At 66.8% G+C, this 12,548-nt stretch carries 12 protein-coding genes; 8 read left to right on the top strand and 4 right to left on the bottom strand.

Annotated features, from left to right (window positions below; genetic code table 11):
• The first annotated feature begins 75 nt into the window (after positions 1-75).
• Both AC1DC5_RS13570 and AC1DC5_RS13565 read left to right on the top strand, forming a co-directional pair.
• Positions 76-1,149 (top strand): lipid II:glycine glycyltransferase FemX, encoded by a 1,074-nt coding sequence (locus tag AC1DC5_RS13570; protein ID WP_476865488.1) that lies wholly within the window; start codon positions 76-78, stop codon positions 1,147-1,149.
• A 32-nt stretch (positions 1,150-1,181) separates the two neighbouring features.
• Complete coding sequence (locus AC1DC5_RS13565) at positions 1,182-2,678, top strand: threonine/serine exporter family protein (protein ID WP_476865487.1); 1,497 nt, start codon at positions 1,182-1,184, stop codon at positions 2,676-2,678.
• Between the two features lie 154 nt (positions 2,679-2,832).
• Here AC1DC5_RS13565 and AC1DC5_RS13560 read toward each other — a convergent pair whose 3' ends face one another.
• On the bottom strand, positions 2,833-3,672 hold the full coding sequence (locus AC1DC5_RS13560) for a siderophore-interacting protein (protein ID WP_476865486.1): 840 nt from the start codon (positions 3,670-3,672) through the stop codon (positions 2,833-2,835).
• 49 nt (positions 3,673-3,721) lie between these two features.
• Positions 3,722-4,507, bottom strand: coding sequence for a uracil-DNA glycosylase (locus AC1DC5_RS13555; RefSeq protein WP_476865485.1), 786 nt, complete (start codon positions 4,505-4,507; stop codon positions 3,722-3,724).
• Between the two features lie 107 nt (positions 4,508-4,614).
• Here AC1DC5_RS13555 and AC1DC5_RS13550 point away from each other — a divergent pair, with 107 nt between their 5' ends.
• The 6 genes from AC1DC5_RS13550 to AC1DC5_RS13525 all read left to right on the top strand — a co-directional run bounded on the left by AC1DC5_RS13550 (position 4,615) and on the right by AC1DC5_RS13525 (position 10,620).
• Positions 4,615-4,932: a DUF3263 domain-containing protein gene (locus AC1DC5_RS13550; protein ID WP_476865484.1), complete on the top strand. Its 318-nt coding sequence runs from the start codon at positions 4,615-4,617 to the stop codon at positions 4,930-4,932.
• An 81-nt stretch (positions 4,933-5,013) separates the two neighbouring features.
• Positions 5,014-5,622: a LytR C-terminal domain-containing protein gene (locus AC1DC5_RS13545; RefSeq protein ID WP_441404955.1), complete on the top strand. Its 609-nt coding sequence runs from the start codon at positions 5,014-5,016 to the stop codon at positions 5,620-5,622.
• A gap of 200 nt (positions 5,623-5,822) precedes the next feature.
• Entirely contained in the window at positions 5,823-6,026 is a 204-nt protein-coding gene (locus AC1DC5_RS13540) for a cold-shock protein (protein ID WP_056426478.1), read from the top strand.
• Between the two features lie 98 nt (positions 6,027-6,124).
• Positions 6,125-7,387, top strand: coding sequence for an ABC transporter substrate-binding protein (locus tag AC1DC5_RS13535; protein WP_476865534.1), 1,263 nt, complete (start codon positions 6,125-6,127; stop codon positions 7,385-7,387).
• 319 nt (positions 7,388-7,706) lie between these two features.
• Positions 7,707-9,344, top strand: a complete 1,638-nt coding sequence (groL, locus tag AC1DC5_RS13530) for a chaperonin GroEL (protein WP_144673165.1) — start codon at positions 7,707-7,709, stop codon at positions 9,342-9,344.
• A gap of 259 nt (positions 9,345-9,603) precedes the next feature.
• Positions 9,604-10,620 (top strand): RNase H family protein, encoded by a 1,017-nt coding sequence (locus AC1DC5_RS13525; protein WP_476865483.1) that lies wholly within the window; start codon positions 9,604-9,606, stop codon positions 10,618-10,620.
• 27 nt (positions 10,621-10,647) lie between these two features.
• Here AC1DC5_RS13525 and AC1DC5_RS13520 read toward each other — a convergent pair whose 3' ends face one another.
• Together AC1DC5_RS13520 and AC1DC5_RS13515 are read right to left on the bottom strand one after the other, a co-directional pair.
• On the bottom strand, positions 10,648-10,935 hold the full coding sequence (locus AC1DC5_RS13520) for a WXG100 family type VII secretion target (RefSeq protein WP_476865482.1): 288 nt from the start codon (positions 10,933-10,935) through the stop codon (positions 10,648-10,650).
• 122 nt (positions 10,936-11,057) lie between these two features.
• Positions 11,058-12,545 carry a sensor histidine kinase gene (locus tag AC1DC5_RS13515; RefSeq protein WP_476865481.1) on the bottom strand — a complete coding sequence of 496 codons (1,488 nt, stop codon included), beginning with the start codon at positions 12,543-12,545 and terminating at the stop codon, positions 11,058-11,060.
• Positions 12,546-12,548 lie beyond the last annotated feature (3 nt).

Here is a 12,548-nt window from a genome sequence, read left to right as displayed (position 1 = left end):
CCTTGGCGGATAGACTTGAACCTGCATGTCCGCATGCCGCCGACGCTCCTACCGCAATGATTGGATACCGCACCCTTGCGTGAATTCACTGCCCGCTTTGCCTCTGCCGAAGAGATCGCCAACTGGGATGCCCACGTCACCGCGAATCCCAATGGCGGCAATCTCCTGCAATCGGAGGCGTTCGCCGAGGTCAAGCAGCATTTCGGCTGGAAACCCCTTCACCTTGTCTACGAGACGGCCGATTACGCGAGCTACAACCTCGTCCTGGAGAAGTCCTTCCCGCTGCTGGGCAAACTCTGGTACTTGATCAAGGGCCCGGATGTGGCCTCCGTCGAGGACATCCCCGGCATCGCGGCGGCCAACGCCGAGTTCGTGAAGCGCGCCAGGCTGGGGGTCTTCGCCATCAAGATTGAGCCGGACATCGTGCTCTCCGATGCCGCCAAGAGCGTGATCGAAGGCGCCGGCCTCGTCAAGACGCACAACCTGCAGCCAAACGACTCGACGGCACTGCTGGACATCTCCCCGGAAGAGAACCAGCTGCTGCGCAACCTGCACTCGCGGGGCCGCAACGCCGTTCGCCGCGCCATCCGCGAAGGGGTGGAGGTCCGCAACGTAGAGCCCACGGAAGAGAACTTCCGCGCCATGTACGCGCTGATGACCAACACCGTGGAAGCCAAGTCCCAGGTCCGCGTCCGCGAATACGACTACTACCAGCAGTTCTGGACGAATTTCATCAAACGGGACCAGGGGCGGCTCCTGTTCGTTTATGAGAACGGCGTGCCGTCGGTGGGCGCCTTCGTCATCAACTACGGCCGCAAGGGCACATACAAGGATGGCGGCTCGCTGCAGAAGCGCGGCCAGTACGGCGACTCCCACCTGGTGCAATGGAAGGCCATCAACCAGCTCAAGGAAATCGGCTGCACCGAATACGATTTCTGCGGCACGCCTCCCAGCGACCAGCTCAAGGACACGTCCAACCCGTTCCACGGCCTGGGCCTGTTCAAGACCAGCTTCAGCAAGACCGTGACGGATTTTGTGGGCTGCTATGACCAGGTGCTGAACCCGCTGAAGTACAAGGCCTGGATGGCCGCGGGGGAGCGCGTTGCCCGCCAGCTCTACACCCGCCGCACGGGCCAGCAGTTCTACTAAACCGGCTGCCACGGAAAACTGAGGACGCCGGAATGATTAAGGAACCTGACGGCCGCCGCAGGCCGCACACTGACGGGCTGCCCAAGACCGAGCCGATGTCGGCCACGCAGGTGCGGCAGAACGCCGCGGCCAAGCGGATGCTGCGCCGGCTGGTCCAGGGGGAGAACCCGCCCACCGCGCCGATGAGCATCGTGGACCGGCTCGCCGGCAGCCCCTACGCCAACCCGATGATCCAGGTGGGCGGGGTTGACGCCTCGGCCCGGAAGACCATCGACTTCGCGCTGCACCTGGCCGAGTCCATGTTCCGTTACGGCGCCGGTGCCCTCGAAGTGGAAACCAGCATCATCGCCATTACGGCAGCGCTGGGCCTCAAACACATCGAGGTGGACATCACCAACCAGTCGGTGGCCATCAATTACGCTCCCAAGGACCAGACGCCGATCTCGCTGCTGCGCGTCGTGCGGTCCTGGACCAACAACTACGCCGGCCTGTCCCAGGTCCACCAGCTGGTCACTGAAATCGTGGCCGGCGGGGTGGGCCGTGACGAGGCCGTGCGCAGGCTTGAGGAGATCACCCGCAGCGCCAAACCCTTCCCCCGCTGGATGGTCACCGTGGCGTTCGGAATCTTCTCCGCCGCCTTTGTTGGTGTCCTGGGCGGCGGACCGGGCGCCTCCGCGGTGGCATTGGTGTCCAACCTGCTGGTCAGCCTGCTGGCCCGGCAGTTGGGCCGCTGGCGTACCCCGGACTTCTTCATCACGGCCTCCTGTTCATTCCTGGTCACCTTCATCGCCCTGCTGTTATGGCGTTTCGGCGGCCTGGTGGGAATTCAGATTCCTCCGGCAATCGTGGTGGTCGGGGGGATCCTGCTGCTCCTGCCGACCGGGCGGCTGGTCTCCTCGGTCCAGGATGCGATCAACGGCTTCCCGGTCACCGCGGCCGGCCGGTTCCTGTCCACCATGCTGACCTTCGGCGCGCTCGTGGCCGGAATCGCCGTGGGATTCGTGGTGGGGGACATGATGGCGATGGAATCCATCGACGTCACCGAAACATTCCCGCCGGCGTATCCCTTGTTCGTGGTGATCCTTCTGATCGCCATTGCGGTGCTGATGATCGGCATCACCGAACAAACAAGCTGGACCCTGCTGCTGCCGACGGCGGCCGTGGGGGTGGTGGGCTATCTGGTCCTGTTGGAGGCAGGGAACCTGGGCATCGGCCAGCGTTTTTCGCCGGCCGTGGCCGCCGTCGTCATCGGCCTGCTTGCGCGGGTGGTGGCGCTCCGGATGGGCGCCCCCCAGCTGGTGGTCGCCGTTCCGGCCGCGCTGATCCTGCTCCCCGGACTCACCATATTCCGTTCCATGTATGTACTGACCATCGAGGAATCGGAAATCCTGCTCGGCGCGGGGGGCATGCTCAACGCCGGTGCCATCGTGATGGGTGTGGCGGCCGGCATCGTGCTCGGTGACACCCTTGCCCGGCCCCTGACCCGCGGCCTGGCCAGCAACGAACGACGGCGGGCGCGGCGCCGCTAGGTCTCCTCTGCGGGCTGCGCCCCGGGGTTCCCCACCTTTGGCGGGTTCCGACGGCGTGCCGGGGCGCCACGCGGGGAAGTCCCGCCGTCGGGATCGCAAAGGTGGGGAAACTCCCCGGCGCCGTCAGGACCTGCCTGTCCTAAAATCTTCCCGGTCAGAGTTTCCCTATGGGGAGCTTCTTCTCCGCCTGGAAGTCGTCTTCCACGCGGCCGTTCGCCCAGTAGCCGGACAACGACACCTGGGCGCGTTCCAGCCCGTGGTTCACGTACAGCACATCCCGCAGGCTCTTCATGTAGCCGCGCTCGCCGTGCGCAAAGACGTGCACGCGGCCCTCGGGCCAGTCGGCGTCGCGCACGGCCGTGACCAGCAGGTCACTGGCCCCGGCCGGCACACCGCCGCGCAGGAGCCAGCGAAGCTCGACGCCGGCTGGCGCGGCAATTGCCTGGATGTCCGCGTCGCCGTCCACCTCAAGGAAGGCGAGTCCGCGGGCGTCCGCCGGGAGCGCTTCGATCGACGCACCGATGGCTGGCAGCGCGGACTCGTCACCCGCGAACAGGTACCAATCCGCGGCCGGATCCGGGTTGTAGCCGCCGCCCGGGCCGGTGAACACCATGGCGTCGCCGGGCTGGGCGGACGCGGCCCACGGTCCGGCCAGGCCTTCGTCCCCGTGGATCACGAAGTCGATGGCGAGTTCCCCGGCCGCCTCGTCGACCCAGCGGACGGTGTAGGTCCGGGTGTGCGGCCACTGCTCCCGCGGCATGGACTCCCGGATTTCCCAGAGGTCCAGCGGATCCGGGTAGGTGATCCCGGGCTGCGGGAACACGATCTTGACGTAACGGTCCACGAAGGCGTTGTTCACGTAACCGGCGAAACCCGGGCCGCCGGCGATGATCCGGACCATGTGCGGCGAGAGCTGCTCGCGGCGCAGGACGGTGAGGTTGGTCTGCGGGCGGGAATTCCGGGTGGCCGAGGTGGCGGCGGGCACTGATGTCATAGTGCCAAGCCTAGCCAAGAGCCTGAGCCCGGCCGTACTGTGAAGCCGGCTAGGGAAGGGGCGGCAGTTCCCAGTCCACCGTGCCGTCGCCCTGTTCCCGCAGCAGCGTATTGGCCCGGCTGAAAGGCCGGGACCCGAAGAATCCCCGCGCGGCCGAGAGCGGGCTCGGATGGGCGCTGGCTATCACCGGCGTGGCACCCAGCAGCTGACGCACGGTCTCGGCGTCCTTTCCCCACAGGATCGCCACGAGCGGCGCTGGCGCACCGCTCGGCGTCGTGCGGTTCACCAGGGCGCTGATCGCCGCCGCCGTGATGGCTTCCCATCCCTTGTTCCGGTGCGAGCCGGCCGCCCCTGCCCGGACACTCAAGACCCTGTTCAGCAGCAGCACACCCTGGTCCGCCCAGCCGCTCAGGTCGCCGTGGATCCGCGGCGGCAGCCCCAGATCGGCGTCGAGCTCCTTGTAAATATTTGCCAGGCTTCGCGGGATGGGCCGGGTGGCGCCGTCCACGGCGAAGGACAGCCCCACGGCGTGGCCCGGCGTCGGATACGGGTCCTGGCCCACGATCAGCACCCTGACATCCGCCAGCGGCTGCCGGAATGCCCGCAGGACGTTCGACGGCGGCGGCAGGACCGCGTGGCCACCGGAAACCTCGTCGCCCAGGAACCGCAGGACATCCCGCAACTGCCCCTCGGCCGGCGCCAGCACTTCGGCCCAGCCTGGAGCCACGAGCTTATTCAGCGGCAGGGCGGCCAGTCCGGCGTAGCCGACGGCCTCGGCTGCGGGGGCCTCCAGCTCGAACAAGGCATCGGAATCAAGGGAATCGGAGTTCGGCACAGGGCCATTCTCGCAGGGTGGCAAATGACAACCCTGTTATTCGTCCGTAGCATGGGGGAAGACTTTTCACCGGAACCAGCCGGGCCGGAACAAGCAGGGAGTGTGTGGTGGCCGAACAAGCGCAAGAGCACCTTTCGACGGCGGAGTCCGTTGCCGCGGATGTCCGCGCCGAGTCGCCCCTGAGTAGCCGGGATCAGCAGATGCTGGCGCTGGAACGGCAATGGTGGAAGTACGCCGGAGCCAAGGAACAAGCCATCCGGGAACTGTTCGACCTCTCCGCCACGCACTACTACCAGATCCTCAATGCCCTCATCGATACCGAGGATGCGTTGGCCCATGATCCGATGTTGGTGAAGAGAATGCGTAGACTACGTACGTCACGCCAACGTGCGCGCACTGCCCGCCGCTTGGGCTCAGACGCATAAAAGCACAGCCGGATGCACGGATTCCCGCGCACCGGCCGGCGTGGACAATTCGTCAGAAATCAGCAAGGACGTCGTTTTACCATGACCAAATACGCTCGGGATGAATTTGATCGGATCCCGGAGACCTCCACACGCCAAGGTGTCCACCGGGCCGTCGCCGAATCCAGCCGCCGCCGTCTGGCGCCCATCCTGGCCGTCGGCGCTGCGGCCCTGGCCGTTGGCCTCGTGGCCTTCCTGATTCTGCCGAAACTCGGATTCTCCACCGGCGGTAACACGGTGGCCGTTTCGGCCGAGCAGGGTGCCGACAGTGCCGCAGCATCGCCCGCGCCCACAGCCTCCAGCCCCGCTCCCAGCGAGACACCGTCTGCGGCTGCCACGCCGTCCGCCACGCCGACGCCGACGCCGACTTCCGCCGTCGACAAGACCCAGCCGGTGGCGATTTACAACGGCACCACTACCGCGGGACTGGCTAACCGCGTTGGCGGAACCGTCTCCACCGCCGGCTGGAAGCTCGGCATGCTCGGAAACTGGGGAGGCGTGCCGCAGAAGAGCTCGGTCGTCTTCTACAGTGGCGCCGCGCAGAAGGGCAATGCCGAGGCCCTCGGCAAACTCCTCGGCATCCAGACCGTGGTGGACTCGGCCGAATTCCAAGTGCCGCTCGTCGTGGTGCTGGGCCCCGGCTTCGAGTAGCCCGTTCCGGTTACGCCTGAATAACTATTCGCAGACGGACCGGCCGGCTCCCTGCGCACCGGCCGGACGGTGTGGGTAGAGTACTTGCGGACAACTTTTGCATTCTGTGTTGTGCATTCTGCGTTATGCATTCTGCCGCCCGCAGTCCGCGGCGCACATCGTGGTGTGCCGCCCGCAATCCGACTGAAAGTGTGGACACCATGGCATTGGGAACCGTCAAATGGTTCAACGCCGAAAAGGGCTACGGCTTCATCACCGTGGACGACTCCGGGGCCGATGTCTTCGTGCACTGGTCAGCGATAGCGGGCGAGGGCTACCGCGCCCTGGATGAGGGGCAGCGCGTGGAACTCGAAGTCGGCGAAGGCGAAAAGGGCCCGCAGGCCGAAAGCGTCCGGCCCGCCTAGTGACCTTCACCTCCGCAGCGCACGTGTCGCAGGACCCTGCCGCAACGATTTCCGGCCGGAAGGCTGCCGGCGGCACGGTCGGGCGCCGGAGGGTGGGCCTGCGGCGCGGCCGGGCCGTGGCCGTGGCGGTTGTTGCCGCCCTGGTTACCACGGCATGTTTGGGTCCGGCGGGCGGTGCCCGTGTCGAGCAAGCCGACGCCAGCGGCGACGGGACCCTGCGGATCGGCCTGATCCTCGACAACACCGGCCCGCAAGACTTCCTCAACGCGCCCCAACTCGCCGCCGCGAAGCTCGCCGTCAAGGAAATCAACGCTGCAGGCGGTCACAAGGGCAAACCGGTGGAGTTGCTTCCGTCGACCGTCAGCGGAGACACCGCAGCGCAGGCCAAGGCACTCGTTGCCGCCAAAGCGGACATCGTCATCGGTCCGACGGACTCCAGCCGGGCGCCCGCCGCCATCGACGTCCTGTCCAACGCCAAGGTGGCCATGATTTCCCCCGCGAACACCGCCAGCGGGCTCAGCAGCTACGAGAGCAACGGCTACTACTTCCGCACCTCGGCGGCCGACATCGCCCAGGCCCCCGTTCTCGTCAAGCTTGCCAAGGACAGCGGCGCTGCAACCATTGCCGTTGTGTACGAGGAAGGCGCCTACGGCAAGGACGTATCCAACGCGGTGGCCGCCGCCGCCAAGGAAGCCGGGCTCGGGCCACTCACCGTCGCCGGGTTCGCCCCGGGACAGGCGCAGCAGGCTGCTGCTGCAGCGAAGGCAGCGGCCCCCGACGCCGTCGTGCTGGTCTCCCGTGCCGGTGCCCAGGGTGCCATCGCCGAGCTGAACAACGCCGGCCTTGCCCGCAAGAAGCTCATCCTCAGCGACGGAGCGGTGAGCCAGTACGGTTCAGGGCTGGGTTCCCGCGCCCTCGACGGTGCGCGGGGGATCCTGCCGGGAACCTTTGCCTCGGCCCACTTCCAGGGCGAGCTGGTTTCCGTGGATCCTGGACTGAAGGACATGACGTTCGCCGCGGAGACCTACGACGCCGTCAACCTTGCCGCCATCGCGGCGGCCGCAGCGCAGGACGACGCCGGCACCTCCATTGCGGCGAGCCTGCTCACCGTCTCGGGCGGGACGGCCCCGACGTCAGGCAACGGCGGGCCCGCCGGTGAGGCCGCGGTGTGCAAGAGCTACCAGGAATGCACCGACGCCATCCGGGCAGGCAAACGCCCCGACTACGACGGCGAATCCGGTCCGGTCGGCTTCGATTCCAACGGTGACGTCAGTTCCGCAAACTATGTTGTCTACACCTACGGGCCGGACAACACGGCAACCATGAGCGGCAACGAAACTGCCAGCAGCAGCGGGACTTAATCGCCCGTAGCGTAGTGTGCCGCGCCTGAGAGCCGCCAGCACGCCAATGGAGGGTCATCCTGCGCGACCACTGCTTGCACTCTCCCCGGGGGAGTGCTAATTATTGAGTTAGCACTCCCGCGTATTGACTGCTAAAACGACGCCCGGTTCGCCCGGCTGCGGAGTTGAGGCAGCCGATCCAGGAGCGAAAGAAATACCTGGCTGGGGTGAGATCCCGGGCCCAACGGCATACAGAGGCCGCCGGGCCAGGGATCGTCCGTCGCGGGCACCGCAGCAAAGGTTCATTCTTAACGACTGTCCCGAAAGGACTACTGCCGTTATGGCCAAGATCATTGCATTTGATGAAGAGGCACGCCGCGGTCTTGAGCGGGGCCTGAACATCCTCGCCGACGCCGTCAAGGTCACCCTCGGCCCGCGTGGACGCAACGTCGTCCTCGAAAAGAAGTGGGGCGCCCCCACGATCACCAACGATGGCGTTTCCATCGCCAAGGAGATCGAGCTGGACGATCCTTACGAGAAGATCGGCGCCGAGCTGGTCAAGGAAGTTGCCAAGAAGACGGACGACGTCGCCGGCGACGGAACCACCACCGCCACCGTGCTGGCACAGGCCCTGGTCAAGGAAGGCCTGCGCAACGTCGCGGCCGGCGCTGATCCCCTGTCCCTCAAGCGCGGCATCGAGAAGGCCGTCGAGGCTGTCACCCGCGAGCTCCTGGCCTCCGCCAAGGAAATCGAAACCAAGGAAGAGATCGCCGCCACCGCGTCCATCTCCGCCGGTGACAACGAAATTGGCGCCCTGATTGCCGAAGCCCTGGACAAGGTCGGCAAGGAAGGTGTCATCACCGTCGAGGAGTCCAACACCTTCGGCCTGGAGCTGGAACTCACCGAAGGCATGCGCTTCGACAAGGGCTACATCTCCGCCTACTTCGTCACCGACGCCGAGCGCCAGGAAACGGTCCTCGAGGATCCGTACATCCTGATCGTCAACTCCAAGATCTCCAACGTCAAGGAACTGGTTGCTGTCCTCGAAAAGGTCATGCAGTCCTCTAAGCCGCTGCTGATCATTGCCGAAGACATCGAGGGCGAGGCCCTGGCCACCCTCATCGTCAACAAGATCCGCGGCACCTTCAAGTCCGTTGCCGTCAAGGCTCCGGGCTTCGGCGACCGCCGCAAGGCGCAGCTCGCGGACATCGCCATCCTCACCGGTGGCCAGGTCATCTCCGAGGAAGTCGGCCTCAAGCTGGAGACCGCCGGACTCGAACTCCTGGGCCGCGCCCGCAAGGTCGTTGTCACCAAGGACGAGACCACCATCGTCGAGGGCGCAGGCGACGCTGACCAGATCGCCGGCCGCGTTTCCCAGATCCGCGCCGAGATCGAGAACTCCGATTCGGACTACGACCGCGAGAAGCTGCAGGAACGCCTGGCCAAGCTGGCCGGCGGCGTTGCAGTCATCAAGGCCGGTGCCGCAACCGAAGTTGAGCTCAAGGAACGCAAGCACCGCATTGAGGACGCTGTCCGCAACGCCAAGGCTGCTGTCGAAGAGGGCATCGTCGCCGGCGGTGGCGTTGCCCTGATCCAGGCCGGCGCCAAGGCGTTCGCCAACCTGCAGCTCGCAGGCGACGAGGCAACGGGTGCGAACATCGTCCGCGTCGCCATCGACGCCCCGCTGAAGCAGATCGCCTTCAACGCCGGCCTCGAGCCCGGCGTTGTGGTCGACAAGGTCCGCGGCCTGCCCGCAGGCCACGGCCTGAACGCAGCCACCGGCGAGTACGTCGACCTGCTGGCCGCCGGCATCAACGATCCGGTCAAGGTCACCCGCTCTGCCCTGCAGAACGCGGCGTCCATTGCCGGATTGTTCCTCACCACCGAGGCCGTTGTGGCCGACAAGCCCGAGAAGGCTGGCGCCCCGATGGGCGGCGGCGACGACATGGGCGGCATGGGCGGCATGGGCGGTTTCTAACCACCCGGCCTCCAGGCCCTGAACGCCTGGCTGACGGATTTCCGTCAGCAACGGCACGCTTGACGACGGCGGTCCCTCCTTCGGGTGGGGCCGCCGTCGGCGTTAAGTGGCCGCCCAAACGTTCCCTCAGTTGTTGCGGTGGTTTGTCCGACGTTCTCTCCGTTGAAACGGAGGTGAGGGAGCGATGGGCGGTTTGGGGCCCGAAGTGCGGGAGCGTTTGCTGGCATCCAGTGGGGCGGAGGTCTGGCAGGATAGTGCAGTGACGATTACTGCAGCAGCCGACGGTTCGGCTTTAGGAAATCCCGGCCCGGCCGGATGGGCCTGGTACGTGAACGACGACTGCTGGCGTGCCGGGGGATGGCCGCACGGCACCAACAACATGGGCGAGCTCATGGCCGTGCTGGACTTGTTCCGCTCCACCGCGCACCTGCCGGGGGAGGACCTGCACATCCTCTGCGACAGCCAGTACGTCATCAACTCCGTCACCAAATGGATGCCGGGCTGGAAGCGCAAGGGGTGGCGCAAGTCCGACGGCAAGCCGGTTATGAATGTCGACCTGCTCAAGGAGATCGACCAGGCGCTGGTCGGCCGCAAATACAAGTTTGAATGGGTGCGCGGCCACGCCGGGCACGACCTCAACGAGGCAGCGGATGACCGTGCCAGGGCCGCGGCCACGGCCTACCAGCAGGGTGTGACCGTGCGCCAGGGTCCAGGTTTCGGCGCCGCAGCCGAGGCGGCGGCAGAAGCCCTGGCCCCCGCAGCACAGGCAGGACCCGCTGCCGCGCAGGCGGCGACCCGCCCGGCGCACGCCCAGCCGCTCGCAGCGCAGGCGCTGACCGGCCGGCAGCAGTTGTTCGGAGAACCGACGCTCTTCGATGAACCCGATCTCTTCAGCGAGCTCGACGAGGACATCACGCCTGCGCCCGGCACGGACGCGAGCCCGGAAGCGATCGTCGAGGCGCTCGAGCGCGAACTCCTCCGGCCGGAAACGCGTGCCGACCTCGGCCGCACCGGGGTGCTGCTGCACCCGGACTTCACCGAAATCGGCAGCTCGGGCCGGATCTGGACCAAGGACGCCATGATGATGTCCTTGGAAGAGAACCCGGGCGGTACCGCCGAGCTGGAAATGCTGGGTGCAGACCGGCTGGGCGAGCAGACCGTCCTCCTGACGTACCGCACCCACACCCGCACGGGAACGGCCCTGCGCAGCTCCCTGTGGGTCCACGACGGCGCTCAATGGCGGCTGCGCTTCCACCAGGGCACCCCGGAAGCCTGAGCCAGCCTCCGCCGCACCGGGGGCCGGTCAGCTGAACCGCTGGGCGTTTGCCTGTTCGGCCTGGGCATAGCTCGCCGCTGCGGAATTCAGCGCCAGGTTGATCGACGCGAGGGATGCCTCGACTTTTCCCTGCGTCAGCGTCCACTCGGCGACGAGAGCCTGGAAATTGGTTGCGGCCGAGCCGCGCCACGTGGCCTGCAGCTCGTCGAGGCCGCGTTTCATGGCCTGGACGTCAGCGCCGATCCGGTCGACCGTGGCTTTGACGTTCGCGGACTTGAGCTGGAGGAGTTCCGTATCGACGGAGATGATGCTCATGGGATGGCCTCTCGACGGTGCCTGATCCGGGCTCTCCGGACACTGCGAGCCTAGGCAGGCCGCGGGACCGGGGAACGGGTCAGGTCCCTGTATGTGGAAAAGGCGTACAGAATTCCGGCCGGTTACTTCCCGGCAGTGTCACGGGCGCCGGAGCCGGCATGGGAACCCTGCTCTTCCATGGCCTCGTCCAGGAACGGCAGGCTGACCACGAGGGTGGCGCCGCCGCCGTCGGTCTTTGTGACCCGGACGGTGCCCGCATGCGAGCCGACGATGGCCGCGACGATCGCGAGTCCCAGCCCGCTGCCTCCGGTCTCCCGGGTGCGGGAGGTGTCGGCGCGGTAGAACCGCTCGAAGATCCGTGCTGCTTCCTCGTCGGGTACGCCGGGGCCGTGGTCACGGACCTCGATGACGGACTGCCGGGTGCCGTCGCCGTCGGTCCGGACGCCGACGGCCAGCTCAATGGGCGTTCCCTCAGGGGTGTAGCGCAGGGAGTTGCCCACGAGATTCCCGACCACCTGCCGCAGTTTGGCCTCGTCGCCCAGGACGGGAGCCGGCCCGGGGGAGCCGCCGTCGAGCCCGGTGAGGGTGATGACGCGGCCGCGGTCGCTCGCCTGGGTGTCCACGACGGCGTCGTTGGCAAGCAGCAGCAGATCGGCGGGCTTCTGTTGGAGCGGCCGTTGCTCGTCGATTCTGGCCAGCAGCAACAGGTCCTCCACCATGGCCCCCATCCGCTTGGCTTCGCTCTCGATCCGCCCCATGGCGGTCGCCACATCCTCCGGGGTGGCCAGGGCGCCGTGCCGGTACAGCTCGGAGAAGCCGCGGATCGTCACGAGCGGTGTGCGCAGTTCATGCGAGGCATCGGCGGCGAAGCGGCGCATTTTGGCTTCGGAGGCCATCCGGGCGGCGAAGGCCGTTTCGATGTGGGCCAGCATGGCATTGAGGGAGCTGCCCAGCCGGCCCACTTCGGTGTTGGGATTTTCGATTTCCACGCGCCGGGACAGATCGCCCGCGGCAATCGCCGCAGCGGTCTTTTCGACCCGGCCCAGCGGCCGGAAGGACCGGGAAATGCTCCAGGTGGCGATAAAGAAGGCCAGGACCAGGGTCAGCAGTCCGACGCCGACCACCACCAGGACGGCGTGTTCCATGACGGAGTCGACCGGCCCGAGGGGGAGCCCAATGACCACCACGGAACTGCGGTTGTTGCTGTCCACGACGTTGAGTGCGACGACCCGCCAGTTGCGTCCGTCCGTGCCGCGGACCTGGAAGGGGTTCTGCTCCCGGTCCGCTGTCTCGGCGGCGGTGATGCTCGTGATATCCGGGTGGATGTCCGGGTCCCCGCCGAACGGCACCGCCGGCTGCCCCGGCGCGAAGAGCATCAGCGAGTAGTCCGTGGGGACGCTATGGTTTTGGTCCCGCAACTGGCTGAAAGACTGCTGTTGGCGCACCGAGGCGACCGCGGCCCGGAGTTTGTCGTCGACCTGACCCTGCAGATAGCTGTGCAGCAGGGTCAGGGTCCCGGCGCCGGTGGCGGTGAGGGCCACCAGCATCAGTGCGGTCATGATGGCGACAAGCTGCGACCTCAGCGACGCCGACTTCCAACGGTGCAGCAACAG

The organism is Arthrobacter sp. 10L424 (assembly GCF_056395325.1).
This window is presented reverse-complemented; position numbering and strand designations above follow the sequence as displayed.